This is a genomic window from Nocardiopsis endophytica (genome assembly GCF_027706725.1).
Taxonomy (GTDB): domain Bacteria; phylum Actinomycetota; class Actinomycetes; order Streptosporangiales; family Streptosporangiaceae; genus Nocardiopsis_A; species Nocardiopsis_A endophytica.
In genome coordinates, this window is the sequence record NZ_JAQFWQ010000068.1 from 1 (window position 1) to 23,818 (window position 23,818).

The window sequence follows — 23,818 nt, forward strand, 5'->3', positions numbered from 1 at the left end:
GCCGGGGAACCGCCCGGCTCACTCCGTCGCTGCCTGCTCCGGTGACCGCGCACACACCGGACGGACGACAGCGCTGCCGAAAGGGCCACCGCCCCCTGCCGTCGCCGCCGTCCTCGCTGCGCTCTGGCGGCCCGCCGCCCGGGCGGGGCCCTTGAGCGGGGTACCAGCTCAGCCGCACGGCTGAGGCCCGGGAGCGGGGTACCCCGTGCGGGTCCTCAGCCCTCCAGGTGGTGGGTGTCGTTGAACGACCTCAGCAGCATCGGGCCGTCGCTGAACACGTCCACCCTGGTCACGCTCGCCACGTCCACGTGCATCCGGTACAGCGCCTCCACCGGCGCCCCCAGTGCCTGGGCCACCAGCGCCTTGATCGGCGTCACGTGCGTCACCACCAGCACCTTCCGGCCCCTGTGGCGGGCCGCCACCTTGTCGCGGCCCTCGCCCGCGCGGCGAACCGCCGCCGCCAGGCTCTCCCCGCCCGGCGGCGCCTCCTCCGGGTCGGCCAGCCACCGCGCCAGGTCCTCGGGGCGCCGCTCCCGCACCTCGCCGAAGGTCATGCCCTCCCACTCGCCGAAGTCGGTCTCGCGCAGCCCCTCCTCGGGCTCGACCTCCAACCCCAGCGCCTCGGCGACGATGCGCGCGGTGTCCATCGTGCGCCGCAGCGGCGACGCCACCACGGCCTCGAACCCCTCCCCGGCCAGAGCCCGGGCGGCCCGGCGGGCCTGGTCGCGGCCGGTCTCGGTCAGCTCGATGTCGCCCGTCCCGGCGAAGCGCCGCTCCACCGACATGGGCGTCTCCCCGTGCCGCAGCAGCACCAGCCGCGTCGGCGCCGTGTCCGGCTCGGCCGACCATCCGCTTCCCGCCGACGAAGCCGTCCCAGCGCGCGCGGCGGGGGGCGCCGTGTCACCGGCCGAAGAGGTGGGGGCGGCCTCCCCGCCGACCCCGTCCCCGCCGACGCCGCCAGCCCCGCCCAGGCGCACCGGCCGGCCCTCGGCCGCCGCGTCCATGGCCTCGTTCGCCAGCGCGTCCGCATGCGCGTTGTCCGCCCGCGGCACCCACTCGTAGACCACCGACCCCAGGCCGGCCGCCGCCTCCTTGGCCCGCTCGGCCAGCGGCCGCATCGCCGGGTGCTTGACCTTCCAGCGCCCCGACATCTGCTCCACCACGAGCTTGGAGTCCATCCGCGCCACCACCGACGCCTGCGCGTCGATCCGCGCCGCCGCCTCCAGGCCCGCGATCAGCCCCCGGTACTCGGCCACGTTGTTGGTGGCCGTGCCCAGCGCCTCGGCCGCCTCGGCCAGCACCTCGCCCGTCCCGGCGTCGCGCACCAGCGCACCGAACCCGGCCGGGCCCGGGTTGCCGCGCGACCCGCCGTCGGCCTCGACGATGAGCGCGCGCCCCATCACAGCCCCGACTCGGTGGTGCGCACCAGGATCCGGCGGCACTCCTCGCACCGCAGCACCTCGTCCGGCTCGGCCTGGCGGATCTGCCCCAGCTCGGCCGTGCTCAGCGCCAGCTTGCACCCCTCGCACCGGCCGTAGCGCAGCGCCGCCGCTCCCACCCCGTACTGGTCGCGCAGCTTGGTGTACAGCGCCAGCAGGTCCTCGGGCACATCCGCGGCCACCCGCTCGCGCCGCTGGGCCTGCGACCCGCGCTCGCTCTCGATGTCGACCATGGCCGCCGACCGCCGGTCCTCGGCCGCCTCGCGCTCGCCCTGGGCCTCCTCCAGCTCCTTGCGCAGCCGCGCCAGCTCCGCCTCGGCCGCCTCCCGGCGCTCCATCACGCCCAGCACGACCTCCTCCAGCTCCTCCTGGCGGCGCTGGAGCGAGGCGATCTCCGACTGCAGCGACTCCAGCTCCTTGGGAGAGGACACCTGCCCGGCGTCCAGGCGCTTGCGGTCCCTCTCGGAGCGGGTGCGCACCTGGTCCACGTCCGACTCGGCCTTGCGCTGCTCCCGGTCCAGGTCCGACAGCGCCGTCTCGGCGGCCAGCACCCGGTCCCCCAGCTCGGTGATGCGCCCGTCGAGCGCCTTCACCTCCTCGATCTCGGGCAGGGTGCGGGCCCGGTGCGCCAGCTGCGCCAGCGCGCTGTCGATCTCCTGCACGTCGAGCAGGCGCATCTGGTGTTCGGGTTCGGCTTTCACGTGTGCTCAGGACTCCCTCGGAACGCCTGGGACCAGGCGTCGGTGACGGTGGCGGATACGCGGGTCTCCACGGTAGCCCCCCGGGCGCTCAGTACGCCCCGCAACCGCTCGGCGCCGTCGGCCAGCCAGGGCCACTCCCCGGCCCAGTGCGCGACGTCGAGCAGCGCCGGCCCGCCGTGCTCGGCGAACTCCGAGGCGGGGTGGTGGCGCAGGTCGGAGGTCAGGTAGGCGTCCACCCCGGCGGCGCGGGCCGCGTCCAGCAGCGAGTCGCCCGACCCGCCGGAGACCGCGACCTCGTGCACGGTCCGCTGCGGGTCCCCCGCCACCCGCACGCCCCCCGCCGTGCGCGGCAGCCCCGCCGCCGCCAGCTCGGCGAACTCGTGCAGGGCCATGGGCCGCTCCAGGCGGCCGATCCGGCCGATGCCCCGCAGCCCCTCCGGGTCCGAGGGGTCGGGGTCCAGCGGGCGCAGCTCCCCGGTCAACCCGACGGCCGCCGCCAGCGCGTCCGACACCCCCGGCCGCGCCGTGTCGGCGTTGGTGTGCGCGGTGTACAGCCCGATCCCCGACTCGATCAGCCGGTGCACCAGCCGCCCCTTGGGGGTGGTGGCGGCCACGCTGGTCACCCCGCGCAGCAGCAGCGGGTGGTGGGTCACCACCAGCTCGGCGCCCCACGCGGCCGCCTCGTCCACGACCCGGGCCACCGGGTCCACGGCGAACAGCACCCGCCGCACCGGGCGCTCCGGGTCGCCGGCCACCAGGCCCACCGCGTCCCAGGAGGCCGCCCAGGCGGGCGGGTACAGCTCCTCCAGCGCGGACGTCACATCGTGCAGGGTCACCTGGGCGCTCGGAGTACTCACGGACCGCAGATTAGCGCCTCCGCGCAGCGGCCGGAGGCGCGCCGCCGCCGCCCGGCCTAGGCTCGGGGCATGAAACTCCTCGTACGCGAACGCGTCTTCGACATCGGCGACGACTTCTGGGTGACCGACGAGAACGGCGACCGCGCCTTCTGGGTCGACGGCAAGGCCCTGCGCCTGCGCACCACCTTCGAGCTCAAGGACCCCGAGGGCCGCCTCCTGCTGACCATCCGGGAGAAGAAGCTCGCCATCCGCGACACCATGCGCATCGAACGCGGCGGCGAGACGGTGGCCACCGTCCGCCGCCACCTGATCAGCCCCTTCCGCGACCGCCTGTCCGTCGACTTCGAGGACGGCGCCGAGTGGCAGGTCACCGGCGACCTGCTGGACAAGGAGTACACCATCGGCGACGACGGCGGCCCGGTCGCCGCCATCTCCCGCAAGTGGTTCTCCCTGCGCGACACCTACGCCGTGGACGTCAACACCTACCGCACCGACGCCGGAGGCGACCCCGCCCTGGTCGTCGCCGTAGCCGTGGCCGTCGACGCGATCAGCGAGGAGCAGAAGACGGGGAAAGAGGGGGAGGGCTGAGCGCCCCCGGGCCCGCCCGCCCCGCCGCGGGCGCAGCGGCCGCCGCCGGCGAGGCGGCGCGCGCCGCCGCCCGGGCCGCCGCCCGCCGCCTCGCCTGGCTGTTCCGCTTCGGCCTGCTCCAGGCCTCCTCGTGCGCCTTCGCGGGCTGCCTGCTCGCCGGGCTGGCCCTGTCCACCCTGCTGCCCGAGGCCGTCCCCCGCTACGACGCGCTCCTGGCCTACGGCATCGCCCTGACCACCGTCTTCTGGGCGCTGCGCCTGGAGACCGGCCGCGAGGTGCTGGCCATCCTCGGCTTCCACGCCGTCGGCCTGGTCTTCGAGCTGTTCAAGGTGCACATGGGGTCCTGGGCCTACCCCGAGCCCGCCCTCACCAAGATCGGCGGCGTCCCGCTGTACAGCGGGTTCATGTACGCCGCCGTCGGCAGCTACGTCGTGCGCTCCTGGCGCCTGTTCGACCTGCGCCTGACCGGCTACCGCCCGCTGGCCACCGCCGTCGTCGCCGCCCTCATCTACGCCAACTTCCTCACCCACCACTGGCTGCCCGACATCCGCCTGCCCCTGGCCGCCGCCATGGTCGCCGCCACCTGGGGCGTGTGGGTGCACTACACCGTCGGCGCCACCCGACACCGCATGCCGCTGGCCGTGTCGTTCGTGCTCATCGGGTTCTTCCTGTGGGTCGCCGAGAACGCCTCCACCCTCATGGGCGCCTGGCAGTACCCGCACCAGGCCGACGCCTGGGCCATGGTGCACCCGGCCAAGTTCGGCGCCTGGGCGCTGCTGGTCACCGTCGCCTTCACCCTGGTCGCCACGTGGAAGGTCCGCCGCTCGCCCCCGGCCCCCGCCACGCCTTAGGCTGGTGACCAGCCATGACCGAGAAAAAGCAATCACCGATCGGGGCGCACGTCCCCGTGTCCGGCGGCCTGGCCACCAAGGGCCTGGCCTACGCGGCCGAGATCGGGGCCGAGACGGTCCAGGTCTTCGTCGGCAACCCCCGCGGGTGGGCGGTCACCGACGGCGACCCCGACGAGGACGCCGCCCTGCGCGAGCGCACGGACATCCCGAACTTCATCCACGCGCCCTACCTGATCAACCTGGGCACACCCGACGACGCCGTCGGCGGCAAGTCGCTGTCCGCCCTGGAGCACGCGCTGCGGCGCGGCGCCGACATCGGCGCCGGGGGCGTTGTCGTGCACACCGGGTCGGCGGTGCGCGGCGGCCGCGACGAGGGCCTGGCACGTATGCGCGACCGCCTGCTGCCGCTGCTGGAGCGCCTCGGCGACAGCGTGCCCCCGGTCCTGCTGGAGCCCATGGCGGGGCAGGGCCAGGTGCTCTGCGCCACCGTGGACGACCTGGCCGGGTACCTCGACGCGCTGGACTGGCACCCGCGCGCGCAGGTGTGCCTGGACACGTGCCACGTGTTCGCCGCGGGCCACGACGTCTCCAGCCGGGAGGGCATGCGCACCATGCTCGACCGGTTCGGCGAGGTGGTCGGCGCCGACCGGCTGAAGCTCATCCACGCCAACGACTCCAAGGCGGAGTGCGGCAGCCACAAGGACCGCCACGAGAACATCGGCGCGGGCAAGATCGGGGCCGACCCGTTCGCCGAGCTGTTCGTCCACCCGGTCACCGCCGGGGTCCCGCTGACCCTGGAGACGCCCGGCCCGGCCGACCCGCACGCCAAGGACGTGCAGAGGCTCAAGGAGCTCCGCACCGAGGTGACGGGCTCTTAAGGGCACGAGGGGGCGGGCATCCTGCGTCGTGGAATCGACGCTTTCATGCCGTTCAGGTGGTGATTCCGCCACCCAGGACGCCGCCTGCACCACCCGCCCGCCCCCTCGGCGATGATCTCGACAAAGGTGCTGTCATTCCGGCGGTTTTGACAGCACCTCCGTCGAGATCATCGCGAAAGAGGACGAGACCCCTCACGCGTGGCCCAGGGCCGCCTCGTCGCCCTGGGCCGCCGCTTCGGCATCGGCCCTCGGCTCGCTCACCCTCGCCTCGGCCGAGCCGCCCCGGCGGACCGTGATCGCCAGCCCGGCATCCCCGTCACCGACGTCCACCACCATGGTGTCCCCCTCGGTCGCGTCGCCGTCCAGCAGCATCCGCGACAGCCGGTTGCCCAGCTCCCGCTGGACCGTGCGGCGCAGCGGCCGCGCACCGAACTCGGGCTTGTACCCCAGCTCCCCCAGCCGGTCCTTGGCCGCGTCGCTCACCTCCAGCGCGATGCCCTGGCCCCGCAGCCGCTCCCGCGTCCTCTCCAGCATCAGGTCCACGATCCGCCGCAGCTGCACCCGGTCCAGCCGGTGGAACACGATCGTCTCGTCGATCCGGTTGACCAGCTCCGGGCGCATCGACCGCAGCAGCAGATCCATGACCGCGTCCCGCAGCTCCTCCTCACCGCCCGACCAGTCCAGGATCATCTCCGCGCCCACGTTGCTGGTCATGATGACCACCGTGTTGCTGAAGTCGACCGTGTGCCCCTGGCCGTCGGTCAGCCGCCCGTCGTCCAGCAGCTGCAGCAGGATGTTGACGACGTCCGGGTGCGCCTTCTCGATCTCGTCCAACAGCACCACCGAGTGCGGCCGCCGCCGCACCGGCTCCGTCAGCTGGCCCGCCTCCTCATGGCCCACATAGCCGGGAGGCGCCCCGATCAGACGGCTCACCGTGTGCTTCTCGCCGTACTCGCTCATGTCGATGCGGACCATGTGGTCCTCACCGCCGAACAGCACCTCCGCCAGCGCGCGCGCCAGCTCGGTCTTGCCCACGCCCGTGGGGCCGAGGAACAGGAAGCTCCCCTCGGGCCGGTCCGGGTCGGACAACCCCGCCCGCGCGCGCCGCACCGCCTCGGAGACCGCCGACACGGCCTCGTCCTGGCCGACCACGCGCTCGTGCATATGCTCTTCGAGGCGCACCAGCCGGTCCCGCTCCTCCTCGGTGAGCTGCGCCACCGGGATCCCCGTGCGCCGCGACACCACCTCGGCCACGTCCGTCGCCGTCACCAAAGGGACCTCGTCCCGGCCGCCGCGCGCCGCCTCCAGTTCCGGGCGCAGCCGCTCGATCTCCTCGCGCAGCTCCTTGGCCCGGTCGAAGTCCTCGGCCGCGACCGCCTGGTCCTTGTCCCGGTGCAGCGCCTCCAAGCGCTCTTCCATCTCCTTGGCGTCGTCGGCCGGGGTGAGCGACCGCAGCCGCACCCGCGCCGCCGCCTGGTCCATCAGGTCGATCGCCTTGTCGGGGAGGAACCGATCGGAGATGTAGCGGTCCGACAGCCGCGCCGCCGCGTCCAACGCGTCGTCCCCGATGCGCACCTGGTGGTGCGCCTCATAGGTGTCCCGCAGCCCCGACAGGATGCCGATCGTGTCCTCCACGCTCGGCTCGGCCACGAACACCGGCTGGAACCGCCGCTCAAGGGCCGCGTCCTTCTCGATGTTCTTGCGGTACTCGTCGACCGTCGTCGCCGAGATCACGTGCAGCTCGCCCCGCGCCAGCGCGGGCTTGAGGATGTTCGCCGCGTCCATCCCGCCCTCGGACGAGCCCGCGCCGATGAGCGTGTGCACCTCGTCGATGAAGACGATGACCTCTTCGGAGTGCTCGCGGATCTCGTCGATGACCTTCTTGATGCGCTCCTCGAACTCGCCCCGGTACTTCGACCCGGCGACCATGCCCGTCAGGTCCAGCGCCACCACCCGGCGGCCCTTGAGGGTCTCCGGGACGCTGCCGTTGACGATGCGCTGGGCGATGCCCTCCACGATCGCGGTCTTGCCCACGCCGGGCTCCCCGATCAGGCACGGGTTGTTCTTGGTCCGCCGCGACAGGACCTCGATCGCCTGCTCGATCTCCTCCTCGCGGCCCACCACCGGGTCCAGCGAACCCTCCGACGCCTCGTCGGTCAGGTCGCGCCCGTACTCGTCGAGCGTCGGCGTCGACGACGCACCGCGCGCCTGGCCGCCCGGCCCTCCGGACGCCGACAGCCCGGCCCCCGAACGCGCGGCCCGCGCACCGGTGGTCATGGCCTCCTGGAGCGTGTTGGCGTCCACGCCCTGCTCCTGCAGGAGGCGGGAGGCCTGCGACTGCGGGTTGGCGGCCAGCGCCAGCAGCAGGTGTTCGACGCCGACGTAGCTGGACTCCAGCGCGCGGGAGATGCGCAGCGCGTCCTGCAGGGTGCGCTTGGCGGCCGGGGAAAGGGTCTCGGGCGCCTCCCCCGGCGTCCCGTCCCCCGTCAGGTCGGCGATGCGCACGGCCAGCGCCGGCGTGTCGGCCCCGGCGGCGGCGAGGATCTGTCTGGCGGGGTCGGTGTCGGCCGCGGCCGCCAGGAGGTCGATCACGTCCAGGTCCGGGGAGCCGCGCCCGCCCGCCCGCTCCAGCGCCTCGCCCACCAGCTCGCGCGCGGGCTCGCTGAGCAGCCGGCCGATGTCGACGCGCTGCACCCCGCCCGCGCGCGGCGGCCACACGTCGGCCCCGGGGCCGCCCATCAGCCGACCGCTCAGGTAGTCGAAACGGCGGAACGCGTCATCGAACATGGAGCCGAAGGGCGATTCGCTCACGGCTTCCTCCCCAGTGTCTCGGGTTCACTCAGGCCGGTGGCGCCTGGCCAGGGGGGAGGTCGGCACCGCTGCCCACTGTTGCGAACGCCCTGGTGGGGGACAACAATCGACGGCCAAAAGTTCCCCCATCGCGGGCGCAAGGCCCGCCATTCGGGCGGTGCGGTTCACTCCCGGTCGGCGCCGACGGGCCGGGCCCGCTCCCCGTCCGCGTCCGAAGCGGTGACCGGTGCGGCCGGGTCCGCCTCCGCCGGCTCCACCTGCTCGATCTCCACCTCCAGCGGCCGCTCCTGCACGGGCGGCGCGGGCCGGCCGCGCCGCCACGCCCACACACCGGCGGCGACGGCCGCCGCGGCCGCGCCTCCCCCGGCGATCCAGCCCAGCGGCGGCGACGGGGCGATGGGCATGGTGTGCGAAGCGCAGTCCACCAGGCCCGCGCCGGGGCGGGGCCGGACGCACGCGATGGTGGTCAGCCGCTCGAACCCCTCGTCGGGCTCGCCGACGTGCCCGGAGACGCCGACGAAGGTCTCCGAGTCGGCGGGCAGGCCGCGCTTCCAGGTGGCCTGCATCGGCCCGATCTCGCCCTCGTCGGAGGCGCGCGGCTCCTCCAGGTCGGGCGGGAGCAGCTGGACGATGACCGCGTCCGGGTGGTCCTCACCGCCGCGGTTCTCCACCTCGACGGTGTACTCCAGCGCGTCGCCGGGCCGCAGGTCCTGCTCGACGGGGGTGATGCGGACGGCGAAGCCGCCCTCGGCGGGCGCCTCGGCCCGGCCGCCCGGGGCCCCGCCCGGGCCGGAGGCCTCGGGCGCGGCGTCCGCCGCGGCCGGAGCCGCGGGGACCAGGGCGGCCGCCAGGACGGCTCCGGCCGCCGCGATGCGCGGATGCTGCACGGGAAACGCCCCCTGATCACTTTTCGCGTTCAAATGATTACTCACCGTTGGTGACGTTGATAACACGGGGCCGCACCCCCGGGGGCGCGCCATGCCGAGGACCGCCGCCTTGACGACGTAGATCACCAAATACCGGACATGTCCGTTCCGCACCTCCATGTGCCCGGACGGCCCGATCCGGCACCGTCCCCACGCGGCCGTTTCCGGGTGCGGCCCCGGTGGCAGGAACAGAGCGTGGCGCACGGCCCGGGACCGGGAAATCCCCCGTCTCCCCGGCGCCCCCGCGCCGCCCGTCTGGGCGACAATGAGAGGGACGGTGCGGGCTCTCCCCCACCGGGACGGAAAGGTGGTGCGCAAACGTGGACCCGGTGACACTCGTGGTCGGTGCCGCGGTCGCCCTCGCCGGGGTGTTCGTCGGGCGGATGCTCCCCCGCCGCGACCGCACCCCGCAGCGGACGCTCCCCGAGCACGCCCCGCCCCAGCAGGCCCGGACCCCCCAGCCCATCTGCGGTTGCGGGCACCACCTGGTCTTCCACGACAAGCAGAGCAGGCTCTGCCAGGCCCAGGTGATCATCCCGGGCCGGTGGACCGGCCAGCACGGCGGCACCTACGCCCAGTGCAAGTGCCAGGGCTACCGCGGCCCGGTCCCGGTCGACGAGTTCTACGCCCCCGACCTGCTGGAGGACAACGGCCCCTGAGGGCTCACGCCCGCTCCCTCACGCCCATGCCATGCGCCGGGCCGTGGTCACGTCCGCCGGGTCGGTGCCGTGGTGGACGTCCAGGACCTCTCTCCCCTGGCCGCTCGCGGCGTAGATCGGCGACCCTGCCGACACCCACGTGTTCCACGCCCCCTGGAACGCGGCGGCGTCCTCCTTGTTGCGGGCGAAGACGGAGGGGACCGCGTGGTACACCGCCCTGTTCGCCGCCGGTTCGCCCCGCAGGAGGGCCCTGGCGGCGGCCTCGGCGCCCTCGGTGTCCTCCGGGACCTCCACCACATAGCGCGGGATGATGTAGCGCGGGCTGCCCACCAGCGGCGCCAGCAGCTCGTCGAGCGCCTCGGTGAACTCCTCCGCCGCCTCAGGGCCCGCCTCGGTGAGCGTGTAGCGGTACACCCCGTCCGCGTCGACGGATACGCGCACGTTCTGCGCTCCGGCACCGGGACGGCCCAGCGCCTTGAGGGCGTCGGCCACCGCGCACGCGTACCGGGCCGTGTCGACGGGGCGCGCCGCCGCCCGCAGGCGTCCGAGTGCCGCGCGCAGACGCCGCCGGGCGGTGCTCCTCTGCACGGCGACGGCGGCGAGCACCGAGCACGCACCGGCCGCGACCGCCACGGGCCACCCCGGTACGCCCGCGACCGCGAGGACGAGGAGGACAAGCCCCACCGCCCCCAGGCCGACCGTGGGGAAGGAGACCGCCCGCCGCTTCTGCCGCCAGGCGTCGGGCGCCTGTCCCGCGTCGATCGCGCCGCGCTCGGCGGGCAGTGTTCGCGGCGGTGGCACGGCGTGCTCCGCCGCCGGGGTGGGAACGGGAGGTGCACCGGCCGCGGGCTCCGCGTTCGGCCGCACGCGCAGGGTCGGCAGCAGGTCGTCGCGGTACGGGCGGCCGATGTTCCACCGCTCGCGCGTCTCACCGCGCCGTTCCGCGCGCGCGAGCATGCGTGCATTGAGCGCGTCCAGCCCCTCCTCGGCGGGCGGCTCGAACGGGGAGAACGACGGGTCCACGTGCGCAACGCCGCTCATCACCTCGCCGTCGGCGTCCACGCCCAGGTACCCCTCGTGCTTGCGGACGAACCGCTCCCAGTCCGCCGCGCCCCTGGGGTGCCCCTCGGCCACGCACACCACCGTCCACGTGTGCGCGGTCTTCTCCGGCCATGCGGGGTCGAGCCGCAGCGCGCGCCGCCTGCTCTGCACGACCGACGTCGGGGTGGTGGCGGTGGTCGCGTCCACGACGGTGTTCACCCCTCGAGCGTCCCATCCCTCCCCCAGCAGCGCGCGCGTGCCGACCAGCGCCCGGCAGCGCCCCTCCTCGAAGAAGCGGGTGACCAGGCCCACCCACACCCGCGAGCTCCACGGCCCCTCGATGCGGCAGAGCCGTCCGTCGGGTTCGGCGGGTTCAGCCCGCAGGTCCAGGCCGGGGCGGTGCTCACCGGCGAACGCGATGAACTCCTCCGCCGTCTCCGGCGCCGCCGCGACCGTCCGCCCGGTGACCAGCATCGGGTGCAGGCCGGCGGTGCGCTCGTCCCCGACGAGCAGGTCGAGCTGGAGCCACGCCGACCCGGCGTCGTCGTCGAGCACTCCACGCAGCCGGGCCGGAGCGCGCGCTGTGGCGCGCTCGTGGTCGCACAGGACCAGCGCGCGCAGACGCTCCCCCGTCGCCGCGCTCTCCGCCGCGACGATCTCGACGGTCGCGTACGACTTCGAGGCGCTGCGCGCCACGACCCGGTCGACCGGCGAGGCGCCCCGTCGCACACCGCGCTTGGTGAGGTGGTAGCCGACCGCCGGGAGCGCGGAGCGCAGGCGCTCACGGGCCGCCCGGTCGCGCTCGGCGTCCGAGCCGGTGAGGCAATGGCGCGCGTAGTCGCCGATCAGGGCGGTCCAGTCCTCCGCGCGCGGGGGGTGGCGGTGGCGTTCCAGCAGGCGCGCCCCGTCGGGCAGGTCGCACAGCCCTCCGTAGTGCAGCCGGAGCACCGCGTCGGCCAGGTCGGGCTCCTGGCCCGCGATGCGCGACCACGGCAGCCGCGCGCCGTCCTCGGTCTCCCGGTCGTGGAAGCGGGCCCGGACCCAGGCCAGGAAGTCGGTCTCGGCGAACCCGGGCTCCAGCAGGTCGGTGCACATCTCGGTGAAGCGCGCCCCCTGCTCGGACAGGTGGTCGCGCTCGACGGGCGTGCACCGGGTGACGTAGGCCAGCTCGGCGAACGGCGCCAGGTAGCCCTCGCACACCAGGGCGGGGATGGAGGCGCCGGTGATGGGAGGCCCGAAGAGCCGGTCCACCAGTTCGCTCTCGGAGGCCGTGAGGCTGGCGGCGGGGGTGCCGGTGAGGCCGATGACGTAGGCGTCGTCGAGTTCGGCAAGGACCTCGTCGAGCAGGCGCCCCCAGGCCTGCAGGAGGTGGTGGCACTCGTCGAGGAGCACCGTCAGGGGCCCAGCGGCGTGCAGGGCGTCGACGAGCGCCGCGCCGTTGGCGTGCAGCCTCTCCTTGAGGGAGGACGCCGCGCGGCCCTCTTCGCGGCCTTCCTCGTCGGTCTCGGCGTCCGGGTCGAAGACCGCGAGGGACTGGTAGGTGAGGACGGAGACGTCGTCCTGGAGGGCGCGGTCGGTCCCGGCCCCGCAGCCGTCGGGCCGTTCGAACGCGTGCCAGTGCGCGGCCCACTGCCCCTGGATGGCGGTGTTGGGTGAGAAGACGACGGTGCGGCGCCCCAGGCGCCGCGCGGCTTCCAGCCCGACGAGGGTCTTGCCCGCGCCGGGCGGCAGGACGATCCAGGTGCGCCGCCGCCCCTCGGCCCACAGCTCGTCCACCTGTTTGAGGACCGAGCGCTGGTAGGGCCGCAACTCACCGGGCCAGCGCGCGCCGGCGAGGGCGGGCGAAGGCGAGTGTGGGGCCATCCGCCCAGCATAGGTCGCCGGGCGGACGGCCCCTCGGCCGCGACGGTGTCCGTTCGCGGTCAGTACAGGGCCGGTCGGTACAGGGCCGGGGTCAGGCGATGCGGTCCTTGATCCACTGCCCGGCCGGCTTGAGGCTGTCGCCGCTCCAGGGGCCGCCCGCGTCGCAGGTCCCCTCCTCGAACACCGCGCCCGAGCGGTGGTCGTCGGAGTAGTTCCAGTTGGTCCAGCTGATGCCGCGCTCCTCCATCAGGTCGATGTAGCGCTGCGAGCTCTCGAAGTCGTTCGGGCCGTCGCCCGTGTACTCCTGGGTGCCGAACTCGGTGACGAACATCGGGATCCGCTGGGAGGCCCGGTCCAGCGCGGACAGGTACGCGTCGTGGTGGGAGGCGGCGTAGAAGTGGAAGGTGTACATGACCTGCTCGGCGTCGACCGGGTCGTCGATGACCTCCTGCTCGTCGGAGCCCTCCGAGACGCCCAGGGACGACCAGCCCCGGGTGCCCACCAGCACGACCGAGTCGGGGTCGTGCTCGCGGATGACCGGGATGACCTCTTCGGCGTAGGACTTGATGGAGCCCCAGGAGACGCCGTTCGGCTCATTGGCGATCTCGTAGAGGACGTTGCCGTTGCCGCCGTGCCGGGAGGCGATCTCGGAGAAGAACTCCTTGGCGGCGGGGGTGTTGGCGTTGGGGTCGCCGGGGGTGAGCGTGTGCCAGTCGACGACGACGTACATGCCGCGGGCGGTGACCTCGTCGATGAGCGTGCTGACCAGCTCGGTGAAGCCTTCGGGGTCGGTCTCGTATCCGCCCTCCTGGACGTACATGGACAGGCGGACGACGTCGGCGCCCCAGTCCTGGGCGAGGGCGTCGAGCGAGCCGCCGGTCATGCACTGCTCGAACCACTGCAGCCCGTGGCTGCTCATGCCCTTGAGCTGGACCGGCTGCCCGTCCTCGCCGCACAGGGTGGTGCCGCAGACGCTCAGGGCGCCGTAGTCGTCGACGGGCCCGGCGGCGGCGGGGGCGGAGCCGGCCGCGGGCACCGCATCGGCGGCGGGGGCGCAGGCCGCCAGGGCGGCGAGCGAGGCTGCGGCCGCGACGGCGGGCAGGAGCCGCGCGGGGCGCGGTCGGGCGGTGGAGTGGCCGTAGGGCGTGCGGGGACTGAAGGGGGACCTCATTGGGCTCTCCATCATTAGCGGGGATGGGGTGCCCGCAGGGCCGGCGGTTCCCCGTCCGCCCCCCTCATCGGACGGAACGCGGCCCCGCGGTTCCACCGGTGGCGCGGCGACGCCGGTGTCGCCGTCGGTGCACGATCACCACCGGTTCGTGCGTCGGAAACATAGCTCAACGGTCACCCCACGGCAATACTCGGATGCGCAGCGTTCCCACCGCCGCACCGCACGACAGGACCGCCGCCGCGGCGGCTCGAGAAGGGCAGTGCGGTTTCCCACACCCCGCGTACAGGGGTTCGCGCAGGGGCGGCGGGAGGGGTGCCTCATGGCGGTGCCCTCCCGTCACCGCCTAACGTTTCCAGGCGTGCCCGAGGCGCTGCGCCCGGCCGCACGACCACCGGCCACCACACCGACCACCTCAGGGAGGTACCCCGATGGAGGGCCTGAAGTGGACGCGGCTCCCGGTCGCCGTCGTACTCGGCACGGCGACCGCGCTGGCGGGCCTGCTGGTCCTCGCCGCCGCCGTTCCGGCCCTGGCGGTCGCCTCCCCCTTCCCTTCCGCGCGGCACAGGGTCGCCGCTTGGGTCCGGCGGAGCGCGGGGCGCCTGGTCGGCCTGGAGCGGCGCCGCTTCTCCGCGTTCGGCCTCCCGTCCCCCGCCGGGCCCGCGCCCGACTCCACCCCGCGCGCGTTCGGGTACCTGGCCTCCCGCGCGCTGCCGGGGGCGCTCGGGGCACTGACCGTGGGGCTGCTGGCGATCGGCACGGTGCTGGCCCTCATCGTGCTGGTGGCGGTGCTCCACGGACGGGTCGACCTGCCCGAACCGGTCGTGCGCGCGCTGAGCCACGATGCCGCGTCCGGCTCGTCGGACACCGGGATGGGGCTGTTGGAGTTCCTCGGGCAGGTGGTCATCGGCGCGGCGCTGCTCATGCTGAACCTGCAGGCGATGGCGAGCGTGACGGCGCTGGACCGGCGCATGTCCGCGGCCTATCTGGCGCCCAGCGAGCGCGAGCGGCTGGAGCGCCGCGTCAGCGAGCTGGCGGAGAGCCGCGCCGGGGTGATCACCGCCGTCGACGCCGAGCGCCGCCGCATCGAACGCGACCTGCACGACGGGTTGCAGCAAAGGTTGGTCGCCCTCGGGATGCTGCTCGGGCGGGCGCTGCGCAGCGACGACCCGGAACGCGCGGCCGAGCTGGTGGCGCAGGCGCGGGAGTCGACGGGGCTAGCCGTGGAGGAGCTGCGGGAGGTGGCCTGGCGGGTGTACCCCTCGGAGCTGGACTCGGCGGGCCTGGAGAAGGTCCTGGCCCTGCTCGCGGAGCGCTCCAGCCTGCCGGTGGAGGTCGACTGCGACCTGCCGGTGCGGCCCGCCCCGGAGGTGGAGACCGTGCTTTACTTCGTCGTGTCCGAGGCGGTCACCAACGCGGCCAAGCACGCGGGGGCGGGCCTCGTGACGGTCAGGATCAGCGAGGAGGACGGGATGGTCACCGCGCGCGTGCGCGACGACGGTGCCGGGGGCGCCGACCCGGAGGGGGCGGGGCTGTCCGGCCTGGCCCGGCGGGTGGCGGCGCTGGACGGGACCTTCGCCGTGGACAGCCCGGCCGGGGGGCCGACGGAGCTGCGGGCGGTGCTGCCGTGCGGGTGATCCTGGCCGAGGACTCGGCGCTGTTCCGGGACGGGCTGGCGCGCCTGCTGGCCGACGAGGGGCATGAGGTGGCCGCCGCCGTCGCGCACGCCGACGAGCTGGTCGAGGCCGCGCGGCGCGAGCGGCCCGACGTCGTCATCGCCGACGTGCGGATGCCACCCACGCACACCGACGACGGCCTTCGGGCCGCACTGGAAGTGCGCAAGGGCCTGCCGGAGCTGGGCATCCTCGTGCTGTCGCAGTACGTGGAGACGCGGTACGCCGCCGAGCTGCTGGCCGAGCGCTCCGAGGGCGTGGGGTACGTCCTCAAGGACCGGGTGATGCACGTGGAGGAGTTCCTCGACGTGCTGGACCGGGTGGCGGCCGGGGCGACCGCCCTGGACCCCGAGGTGGTGCGCCGCCTGATGGACGGGCGGGGCCGCACGGAGCCGCTGGGGCGGCTGACCGAGCGGGAGCGCGAGGTGCTGCACAACATGGCCCAGGGGCACACCAACGCGGCGATCTCGGAGAAGCTGCACCTGTCGCTCAGCGCGATCGAGAAGCACATCAATGCGATCTTCGACAAGCTGGACCTGTCCGGCAGGACGGGGTACAGCCGCAGGGTGCTGGCGATCCTGCGCTACCTCGACGTCTGAGTCTCTGCTCTAGAGCCCGAACAGCACCGCGCTGTAGGCGACGATCCACGCGGCCCACCCGAGCCAGCCGACCAGGCCGACCCCGCCGAGCCGGTCGATGCCGTCGCTCCTGTAAGGGGCGGCGAGCGAGGAGGCGAACAGCAGGGCGGCGCTCGCGTAGCCGAGGACCGCGTGCCACACCGGTACGAGGCCGGCGCCGACTCCCGCCGCTGTGAACCCGAGCACCGCCATCGCCAGGAACACCTGGTTGAACCCGAACAGCACGTTGCTCGTGCCCCAGAGGCCCGAGACCGGGCCCCGGCCGTGGCGGGCGGCTTCGGCCATGCCGAAGCGGAGCGCCTCGACGCAGGCGAAGGCGGCGTTCTGGAGGAGGACGCCCGAGAATCCGACCAGCGCCCAGGTCCCCTGGTCGGTCCCCGGGCGCCAGAGGGCGGACAGCAGGCCGGCGGCGAAGAGCGTGGTGCACAGCCACAGCAGCGGCGCGACCACCGAGGGGAGCCGCATCGCCGCGCCGGTGGCGGCGAAGCCCGCGGTGGCCTGGTCGGGGTCCTTGCCGGAGGTGGGCAGGGGGACGCCGATGCGCATGTAGGCGGCGTTGACGCCGATCGCCGCGGCCACGAACGCGATCCCGGCCGCCCCTGCGAGCACGGTGAGTTCCATGATGCCCCCGTCCTTTAGCTTTACACATCTTATAATCAATATAGAGCGCGGCAACCTAAGGGACAATGGCGCCATGAGCGACCCGACCGACCTCCCCGCCGACGCCCGCGCCCCGCGGAGGTACACGTCGATCCGCAGGGACCAGCAGGCACGGCGGACCCGCGCGGAGATCGCCGAGGCGGCCCGCCGGCTGTTCCTCGCCCAGGGATGGGCGGCGACGACCGTCCGGGAGGTGGCCCGGGAGGCGGGGGTGTCGGCGCCGACGGTGTACGCGGCCTACCGGAACAAGACGGGGCTGCTGTGGGCGCTGGCCGACAGCGCGGACCTGTCGGCGGACGCGCCCCGGATGCTCGACGAGCTGGAGGCGTCCCGGGGGCCGGAGGACGACCTGGCCGCGATGGTGGGGTACGACCGGAGGCTGTTCGAGCGGTCGGGCGACCTGATCCGGCTCCTGCGCGACGCGGGCCGCACCGAGCCGGAGGCGGAGGAGTTCTACCGCAGAGCGCGCGGGAAGGGGGATGAGACACGCATTCAGGTGTTCACGGCATGGCCGAGCGGAACCCTGCGCACGGGCGTGGACGTGCCGACGGCGGTCGACGTCTTCGCGGCACTGTGCAACGTGGACGTGTACACGACGCTGACGGTGGAACGCGGATGGTCCCCTGACAGGGTCGAGCAGTGGTGGAACAAGGCGCTGCGCAGGGAACTGCTGGCGGACCGGCCCTAGCGGTCCCGCCCTGGCGCGGTCAGCGCTTGCTCCACACCAGAGGAAGTAGGCCGCCGAGCACCGCGGCCACGGCGCACCCAACTGTCCCGGCGGCCCGCCGCGATGGCCTCAATCGGCCTCTTCGGCAAGGCGTACAGAGCCGGTGATCGCCCGGTGGAAGACAACGGTCACGGCCGCGATGATCAGGCCTCCGACGACGATGGGGATCGCCAGGTCGATCCTGCCCAGGACACCGCCGAGCAGGGCCCCGACGGGGGCCAGACCCCAGCCGAGGGCCTTGCGGACCCCCTCCACGCGTCCGAAGAGGCCGTTGGGCGTGATGGCCTGCAGAACGGCGTACCCCAGCGCGTTGGCCATCAGAAGGACCGCCCCCACCAGCCCCCAGATCAGCGCCGCCGCCCACGGCGACGCCATCGCCCCCATGGCGGCCAGGAAGAGGCCCGCGAGCACGAACCCGCCCACGATGAGCACCCGCTTGGAGACGCGGCGCGCGAGCGGGGACGCGACGGCCGCCCCCACCAGTGCCCCCACCGCGGACGCCGATACGAAGACCCCGAACAGGTGCGCCGGCACCCCCAGCTCGTGCTGGACGAAGAGGACGAGCACAGAGGACGCCATCTGGAAGCCGAAGCCGAGTCCGAGGGTGAGCCCCACCAGCCCCGCCTGCACGCGGTTGCGGGCCAGGTAGCGGAAGCCGTCGCGGGTGTCGGCGGCGACGGCGCGGAGCACCGCACGCCGAGGGGGCCGCTCCTCCCCTGCTCCCTCCGCCTGCTCGTCCTCGGGGACACGGCGCGCGGTCGCCGGGACCGCGATGAGCACGACCGCGCTCAAGAGGTAGGCGAGGCCGCCCGTGGCCACGGGAAGAGCGGCGGCGACACCGAACAGGAGCCCGGCGACGGGGGCGCCGCCGAAGTCCTCGGTGACGACGCGGCCTCCCTCCATCCGGCTGTTCGCCGCGTCGAGCCGGTCGCGCGCGACGATCGTCGGGACGTGGGCGCGGGCGGCGCCGTCGTAGACGGTCTCGCACACCATGACGGCGAACATGACGGCGTAGAGGGCCCAGATCGTGGCGTTCCCGGTCGCCAGGAGCACGGCGAGGCACCCCATGGCCGAGGCCCGCACGAGAGCGACGGTGCGCATGGCGCGGACGCGGTCGACCCGGTCGACGATGGCCCCGGAGACGATCCCGAAGAGCAGCCACGGGAGGAAGCGGACAGCCGTGAGCCCGCCGACGAGCAGCGGGTCGGAGGTGAGCAGCGCGGCGACGAGGGGGAATGCGGTGAGCATCATCCCGTCCGCGAGGTTCCCCGCTGTGTACGCACCCCAGAACCGCCCGAAGGCGGGGCCCGGTCCACGCGGCCTCCGGTCGGCGCCGGGGGCGGAGTGAGGAGTGAAGCCCGTCGGCGTCGTCGAATCCGTTGAGGCATCGGCGCCTGCGCGCTCGGTCACGACCACCGCCCTCGCCTTCTTCGACCGTCGCCGTCGGGGCGGTCCGAGCCGCTGGGAGGCTCCATTGTCGAGCGCTCGGGCGGTGCGATGCACCTGGTTTTCTCCTGGCCGGAGTCACGGGCTTCAAGATGGGGGAAGACGAATATCTGCGTCTCCACGACCGTGGCACCGGGGCGCGGGCGGCTGGGGTCCTCTCCCTCCGTACGGCGCCGCCACCGATCCATGACCGCGGCGAGATCGGCGGTGAGTTCGGCGGCCTCTGCGCGGGTCAGCTGGAGGACGTAGTGCGCGTCGGCGGTCGCCTCGACCCACGGGGCGACCTCTGAGGGGTTCTCCTCGGCGAAGGCCCACCAGCGGGCACGCCGGTCGGCACGCCCTTGGTCCAGTGCATCGAGGACGACCCCTGCGGCCTCCCGGGTCGCCGGATCGCGGCGGTGGGCGAACCCGCGCAGGCTGTACCCGCCCGGCACGCGCCGCCACCACCGCTCGCGCCCTCCCGGGTCGTGGTCGGGGTCGTCCTCGATGAGGCCGTACCGGGACAGCACGCGCAGGTGGTAGCTGGTGGAGCCGCTGCTCTCACCGAGCCGGGCGGCGAGCAGGGTAGCGGTTGAGGGGCCGCCGATGGCCAGCTCTTCCAGGAGCCTCATCCGCAACGGATGAGCGAGCCCGCGCAGGGTCTCCGCATCGACCTGACGGGGCGGGGGCGGTGTGCTCTGAATGTCGTCGTGTTCGTGCGGATGCATGGGCCGGACGCTATGGCAGAGGATCCTTTGCAGAGATTTGTTGGCAGTTTCCGGCCAGGCCCACTGTTCTCGCTGGTAAGAGGACTGCGCGGGACCGATGCTTCCTCTCCGAATATCCCGAACGACAAAACGGAGGACCCGGACGGGGCGCCCTTTTGCGGTCGTGCGCCGCTCAGCGGGCCGGGGGCGCTATGCCTCGCCGTCGATGTCGGGCCTGCGGTCGGTGAAGAGGTGGACGCCGTCGGCGAGGGCGTGGGCGCGGTGGGAGAAGTGGTCGGCGTCGAGGAGCGAGCGGTGGGGGCGGCCGGCGCGCGGGGGCGGGTCGTCGAGTTCGGCGAGGAAGCGGTCGACGTCGGGCTGGACGAGCGTGGGCGCGTGGTCGGCGTCGCGGTCGCGGGCGGTGGCGATCCAGAGGTTGTCGGTGCGGCGGATCGACCAGCGGTGGCCGTAGTAGGCGCGGAGGAGTTCGAGGAGGAGGTCCCGGTTGCTCTTCATCGCGGGCCGCCCTTGAGGGCCGCGAGGACCCGGCGCAGGTCGTGAACGCGGCGGGCGGCGGCGACGGCCCGGTCCGCTTCGAGCACGAGGAGGTAGGGCCGTACCCGGGATGCGGGTGAGGGGTTTCGGCGGATAGTGTCCATCTGTCGTCAGCTCCGTTGTAGCTGGTGGCCACGCCCCCGGACGGCTGCCACCGTCGCGGGGGTCTGTTTCGCTTCCAATCTGTGACCAGATCCGCCACCACCGCCATAGACACCTGCGGTTAAGGAAGAAGTACGAGGCTACGAAGAGATCCGGCAGCACCGTGAGGGATTCTGTGGTTTCCTGTGGTCATGGCTCGCAGGGTGCAACCGCGTCACAACCCCGTTCTCCACCGATACGGGACAGAACTATCCCGTCTGAGAGGTTTGGCCGAAATCTCCCAAAGGGTGCTCGCTCGACAGACCGGCTACTCCCCTCAGCAGGTCGGGGCGATCGAACGCGCTGAGCGCTATCCGAGTCGCGAGTTCTCCGAACAGGCGGACACCCTCCTGGATGCCCGTGGATCACTTATCGCACTATGGAAGCGAATGTTCGACGCCGCCTTTCCTCGCGGCGTGGGTGAATATCTCGACGCCGAAAAGAGGGCGTCGATGATCCGCCAATACCACACAAGCCTCGTCCCTGGCCTGCTACAGACACCCGAGTACGCCAGGACGACACTCACCGCCGCAAACCCGTTCACCACGAAAGACGAAATCGAGCAGTGGGTGATTAGCCGGGTAAAGCGCCAGAGCCTCCTCGACTGCAGTACTCATCCCGCATTCTGGGTCATCATCGACGAGTCTGCACTCCTCCGCCCCGTCGGCGGCAACAGTCTCATGAGCGACCAGATCATGCGCATAATAGACCACCACGAGTCGAGGAGGATTCGACTGCAGCTCACACCATTCACCGCCCTCCACCCACCTGGACTCACCGGCCCGTTCCTCATCCTGTCATTCCCTGACCAGGCTGATGTCGTATACGTCGAGACAGTGGCAAAGGGCGAGATGGTGAGCGAACCAGAGGTCGTAGAATCGGTTACGCAGCTCTTCTCCACTCTGCAGAGCGCAGCAATGTCTCCGGAGGAGTCCGTGGAACGGCTGCATGAGATCCAGAAGGAGTTCAATGGAAGATAAGTGGCGTACCTCAAGCTACAGCAGCCAACAAGGCGGCGAGTGTGTCGAAGTCGCTCTTCCCCAACCAGTCGAGCCGTGGAGGAAGAGCACCTACAGCCATGGCAACGGAGGAGCCTGCGTCGAGATCGCCCTCCCTGCTCCGACCTGGGCGAAGAGCAGATACAGCAGTGCAGCTAGCGAATGTGTCGAGGTCGCCCGCTCCCTCGAAGACGTGAAGGTCCGCGACACGCAGAACCGGGCCGCCGGGCACCTCTCCTTCTCGGGCACCGAGTGGGCCGCCTTCCTCGCCGAGGCCAGATCCCGCAGACTCTGACCCACGGACGGCGGGCCACCCGCCGTCCCCTTCACCTCCTGTCCCCTCGGGCGGGGTCCTTCGTCTTCGTGGGGGCCACCCGACCGGACCTGGTGTGTGGTCCGCCTGTGGACGTTCATGGAGGCAGGCATTGAAAGGAGCCCTCCATGGACTGGCCTACTGCGGCGATCATCATCACCATCATCCTCGGCGTGGCGTTCACCGTCACCGTCCTCGGCACGACCCTCATGGTCAGAGGCCGGAAGGAGGACGACTCCAAAGGGGGCGGGTGACGAGCAGGCCCCCTACCGCCTCCGGTTCCACCTCTCCACGTCGGCGAGGGCCGACTCCACGCGCTTCCTCACGGCGACGATGCGGTCGATGTCCTCCGCCTTCGGGTTGTCCTCCTTGAGGGACTCGTATTCGCGCAGCCACGCCTCGAAGGCCGCCAGCCTCTCCCCGTCCCCCGGTGCCCTCGCGCCGGCGAGCTCCTCGCCCAAGCGGGTGATGTCCTCGGCGTTGCGCGCCCGGATCTCCTCGACCCGCTCGGCCTCCTCGGCGCGCAGCTCGTCCATGAGCGCCTGCTCCCTACGCGCCTTCTCCTCGCGCTCGCGCCTGCCCTCCTCCAGCACCCGGCGCCGCTCACGGCCCACCGCGAACGACCCGCGCAGGAAGAGGACCAGGAGCACCAGCCCCACTCCGCCGCCGATCCACGGCAGCGCCCGGCCGGCCGCCGACACGAATCCGCTCAGCGCCTCCCCCAGGGTGCCGCCCCCGCCGGCGCCGCCGACGGCTCCGGAACCGGCCTTCGCGCCGAGCACCGGGGCCTCGCCCAGCTCCTGCAGCAGCCCGTCCAGGGACTCCCGCATCGAGTCGTCGTCCTTGCCGAAGAACACCGAGTCCTCCAGCGAGTCCCAATTCCCGCCGACGCCCTCCCCGCCCTTGACCGGGTACCCGGTGATCCGGCCGCCGCCGTCCACCGCGTACACCGCGACCGGCCCGTCGACGCCCCGCGCCACCGACGCCGCCAGCGCCTCGTCGCCCGCGCTCGACCCGCCGGTCTCCAGGTGGGCCCCCGCGGGCACGACCGCCACCCGCACCGGCACCTCCCGCGAGGCCAGCGCCGCGCCGACCTTCTCGGCGTCGCCCTCCTCCAGGTCGGTGGCGGCCAAGGGGTGCACGTAGAGCTGCTCCTCCGCCAGCCCCTTCCGGGCGTCGTCCACCACGCCGCCGTCGACCGCGCCCGCGAACGCCCCGACCGCGGCGTTCAACTCCTCCGGGGCCCCGTCGGGCAGCACCCCGCGGATCCCCGTCGCCTGCGGGGCGTCCTTCGCCGTGGCCGGGGTCAGGTCGAACGCGCCGTACCGCCACTCGGCCAGCAGTACGCTCCCCTCGTCGCCGAGCGGCTCCAGCAGCGCGTCCACCAGCTCCTCGCGCACGTCTCCGGTCGCGGCGCGCGCGAGCCCGGGGATGACCGCGACGCGTACGTCCTCCAGGTCGCCGAGCCGCCCCTCCAGCTCCTCGGCATCGGCCTGCGGGAAGCCCTCGGCGAGGGCCGGGTCGACGTAGACCCGCTCGCCCTCCTCGGCCGCGTCCTCCGCGGCGGGCCGCAGGTCGCCCTCGATCAGGTCGACGATCCCGGCGATCTGCTCGAGCGGCCCACCGAGGTAGAAGGCGAAGTGGTCGTCCAGCTCGTCGTCGGTGACCGCGGGGGCGCCGACCCACGCCCACCCGGTCTCGACGTCCCTGCCGCCGGTACTGCGGCGCCTCTCGACCACGGCGACGTACAGGCCCGGGCGCCCGACCCGGGTGGCGGTCTCCTGCGCGGCCGAACCCGCGTCGCCGTCGGCCAGGACCTCGGCGCGCACCGGCACGCCGGCCTCTTCGAGCCGCGCCCGGACATAGGCGCGGGTCTGCTCGGCCCGCCGCTGCTCGGCCCGTCCGTCCCCGCCCTCCCCGGTGGCGGCGTCCGCCTCCTCGTCGACGTAGACGACCTCCCCCGCGGAGAAGGCCTCGACCGCGGCGTCGACCCCGCCGTCCCCGGTGTCCGCCTGCGCCGGAGGCGGAGCGGGGACCGCCGCCAGGACCGGCGCCGCCACCGCGGCCGCGCACACGAGTGCCCCAGCCCGACCGGCCACACCCATTCCGCGCACCTCCGCATCCCCGCGCCCGGGACCCAGGCCCGGCCAGGTTAGCCCACCCCCTTTGCCCGTGTTTCGCCGGGCCCGAATCCACATG

General features: G+C 73.3%; 22 protein-coding genes and 1 pseudogene. 11 read left to right on the forward strand and 12 right to left on the reverse strand.

All coding sequences use genetic code 11. From position 1 onward, the window contains the following. Positions 1–215: 215 nt before the first annotated feature. From O4J56_RS20840 to O4J56_RS20850, 3 genes are read right to left on the reverse strand one after another with little or no spacing between them, the layout of a single operon-like run. Positions 216–1,400, reverse strand: a complete 1,185-nt coding sequence (locus tag O4J56_RS20840) for a bifunctional RNase H/acid phosphatase (protein ID WP_270687915.1) — start codon at positions 1,398–1,400, stop codon at positions 216–218. Then, positions 1,400–2,140, reverse strand: a complete 741-nt coding sequence (locus O4J56_RS20845) for a zinc ribbon domain-containing protein (RefSeq protein ID WP_270687916.1) — start codon at positions 2,138–2,140, stop codon at positions 1,400–1,402. Before O4J56_RS20845 ends, O4J56_RS20840 begins: the two co-directional genes overlap by 1 nt. Continuing rightward, positions 2,137–2,997 carry a Nif3-like dinuclear metal center hexameric protein gene (locus O4J56_RS20850; protein ID WP_270687917.1) on the reverse strand — a complete coding sequence of 287 codons (861 nt, stop codon included), beginning with the start codon at positions 2,995–2,997 and terminating at the stop codon, positions 2,137–2,139. Before O4J56_RS20850 ends, O4J56_RS20845 begins: the two co-directional genes overlap by 4 nt. A gap of 69 nt (positions 2,998–3,066) precedes the next feature. On the opposite strand from O4J56_RS20850, the gene O4J56_RS20855 reads away from it, so the two are divergent. The 3 genes from O4J56_RS20855 to O4J56_RS20865 all read left to right on the forward strand — a co-directional run bounded on the left by O4J56_RS20855 (position 3,067) and on the right by O4J56_RS20865 (position 5,314). Beyond that, a complete protein-coding gene (locus O4J56_RS20855; RefSeq protein WP_270687919.1) occupies positions 3,067–3,585 on the forward strand; it encodes an LURP-one-related/scramblase family protein in 519 nt (172 codons plus the stop codon). 149 nt (positions 3,586–3,734) lie between these two features. Then, entirely contained in the window at positions 3,735–4,436 is a 702-nt protein-coding gene (locus O4J56_RS20860; protein ID WP_270687954.1) for a DUF817 domain-containing protein, read from the forward strand. A gap of 14 nt (positions 4,437–4,450) precedes the next feature. Further along, positions 4,451–5,314: a deoxyribonuclease IV gene (locus tag O4J56_RS20865; RefSeq protein ID WP_270687921.1), complete on the forward strand. Its 864-nt coding sequence runs from the start codon at positions 4,451–4,453 to the stop codon at positions 5,312–5,314. Positions 5,315–5,506: 192 nt separating this feature from the next. On the opposite strand, the gene O4J56_RS20870 is transcribed toward O4J56_RS20865, so the two are convergent. Further along, on the reverse strand, positions 5,507–8,125 hold the full coding sequence (locus O4J56_RS20870; protein WP_270687923.1) for an ATP-dependent Clp protease ATP-binding subunit: 2,619 nt from the start codon (positions 8,123–8,125) through the stop codon (positions 5,507–5,509). A 164-nt stretch (positions 8,126–8,289) separates the two neighbouring features. After that, positions 8,290–9,012 carry a DUF11 domain-containing protein gene (locus tag O4J56_RS20875; RefSeq protein ID WP_270687924.1) on the reverse strand — a complete coding sequence of 241 codons (723 nt, stop codon included), beginning with the start codon at positions 9,010–9,012 and terminating at the stop codon, positions 8,290–8,292. A 359-nt stretch (positions 9,013–9,371) separates the two neighbouring features. On the opposite strand from O4J56_RS20875, the gene O4J56_RS20880 reads away from it, so the two are divergent. Next, entirely contained in the window at positions 9,372–9,710 is a 339-nt protein-coding gene (locus O4J56_RS20880) for a hypothetical protein (protein ID WP_270687926.1), read from the forward strand. A gap of 18 nt (positions 9,711–9,728) precedes the next feature. Here O4J56_RS20880 and O4J56_RS20885 read toward each other — a convergent pair whose 3' ends face one another. After that, positions 9,729–12,614 (reverse strand): DEAD/DEAH box helicase family protein, encoded by a 2,886-nt coding sequence (locus tag O4J56_RS20885; protein WP_270687927.1) that lies wholly within the window; start codon positions 12,612–12,614, stop codon positions 9,729–9,731. Positions 12,615–12,705: 91 nt separating this feature from the next. Beyond that, positions 12,706–13,785, reverse strand: a complete 1,080-nt coding sequence (locus tag O4J56_RS20890; protein ID WP_270687928.1) for a glycoside hydrolase family 5 protein — start codon at positions 13,783–13,785, stop codon at positions 12,706–12,708. 428 nt (positions 13,786–14,213) lie between these two features. Here O4J56_RS20890 and O4J56_RS20895 point away from each other — a divergent pair, with 428 nt between their 5' ends. Both O4J56_RS20895 and O4J56_RS20900 read left to right on the forward strand, forming a co-directional pair. After that, positions 14,214–15,419 (forward strand): sensor histidine kinase, encoded by a 1,206-nt coding sequence (locus O4J56_RS20895; RefSeq protein ID WP_270687929.1) that lies wholly within the window; start codon positions 14,214–14,216, stop codon positions 15,417–15,419. Continuing rightward, positions 15,410–16,054, forward strand: coding sequence for a response regulator (locus tag O4J56_RS20900; protein WP_270687930.1), 645 nt, complete (start codon positions 15,410–15,412; stop codon positions 16,052–16,054). Before O4J56_RS20895 ends, O4J56_RS20900 begins: the two co-directional genes overlap by 10 nt. A gap of 9 nt (positions 16,055–16,063) precedes the next feature. Here the strand turns inward: O4J56_RS20900 and O4J56_RS20905 are convergent, their stop codons facing one another. Beyond that, positions 16,064–16,714 (reverse strand): hypothetical protein, encoded by a 651-nt coding sequence (locus tag O4J56_RS20905; protein WP_270687931.1) that lies wholly within the window; start codon positions 16,712–16,714, stop codon positions 16,064–16,066. Between the two features lie 73 nt (positions 16,715–16,787). Here O4J56_RS20905 and O4J56_RS20910 point away from each other — a divergent pair, with 73 nt between their 5' ends. After that, positions 16,788–17,441, forward strand: a complete 654-nt coding sequence (locus O4J56_RS20910) for a TetR/AcrR family transcriptional regulator (RefSeq protein WP_270687932.1) — start codon at positions 16,788–16,790, stop codon at positions 17,439–17,441. Positions 17,442–17,549: 108 nt separating this feature from the next. Here the strand turns inward: O4J56_RS20910 and O4J56_RS20915 are convergent, their stop codons facing one another. The 3 genes from O4J56_RS20915 to O4J56_RS20925 form a co-directional block, all read right to left on the reverse strand. After that, positions 17,550–18,896, reverse strand: coding sequence for an MFS transporter (locus tag O4J56_RS20915; RefSeq protein WP_408639150.1), 1,347 nt, complete (start codon positions 18,894–18,896; stop codon positions 17,550–17,552). Further along, positions 18,887–19,633: a winged helix-turn-helix domain-containing protein gene (locus O4J56_RS20920; RefSeq protein ID WP_270687934.1), complete on the reverse strand. Its 747-nt coding sequence runs from the start codon at positions 19,631–19,633 to the stop codon at positions 18,887–18,889. Before O4J56_RS20920 ends, O4J56_RS20915 begins: the two co-directional genes overlap by 10 nt. 189 nt (positions 19,634–19,822) lie before the next feature. Next, a complete protein-coding gene (locus O4J56_RS20925; protein WP_270687935.1) occupies positions 19,823–20,128 on the reverse strand; it encodes a hypothetical protein in 306 nt (101 codons plus the stop codon). A 332-nt stretch (positions 20,129–20,460) separates the two neighbouring features. Between O4J56_RS20925 and O4J56_RS32145 the strand changes: the two are divergent. The 4 genes and pseudogenes from O4J56_RS32145 to O4J56_RS20940 form a co-directional block, all read left to right on the forward strand. Further along, positions 20,461–20,676: pseudogene (locus tag O4J56_RS32145) on the forward strand (helix-turn-helix domain-containing protein); the annotation flags it as partial. Positions 20,677–20,697: 21 nt separating this feature from the next. After that, positions 20,698–21,288, forward strand: a complete 591-nt coding sequence (locus tag O4J56_RS20930; RefSeq protein WP_270687937.1) for a DUF5753 domain-containing protein — start codon at positions 20,698–20,700, stop codon at positions 21,286–21,288. Continuing rightward, positions 21,278–21,601: a DUF397 domain-containing protein gene (locus tag O4J56_RS20935; protein WP_270687938.1), complete on the forward strand. Its 324-nt coding sequence runs from the start codon at positions 21,278–21,280 to the stop codon at positions 21,599–21,601. The genes O4J56_RS20930 and O4J56_RS20935 overlap by 11 nt, the downstream gene beginning before the upstream one ends. Positions 21,602–21,747: 146 nt before the next feature. Then, a complete protein-coding gene (locus tag O4J56_RS20940) occupies positions 21,748–21,873 on the forward strand; it encodes a hypothetical protein (protein ID WP_270687939.1) in 126 nt (41 codons plus the stop codon). Positions 21,874–21,885: 12 nt separating this feature from the next. On the opposite strand, the gene O4J56_RS20945 is transcribed toward O4J56_RS20940, so the two are convergent. Further along, positions 21,886–23,724, reverse strand: a complete 1,839-nt coding sequence (locus O4J56_RS20945) for a hypothetical protein (protein WP_270687940.1) — start codon at positions 23,722–23,724, stop codon at positions 21,886–21,888. Positions 23,725–23,818: the final 94 nt, after the last annotated feature.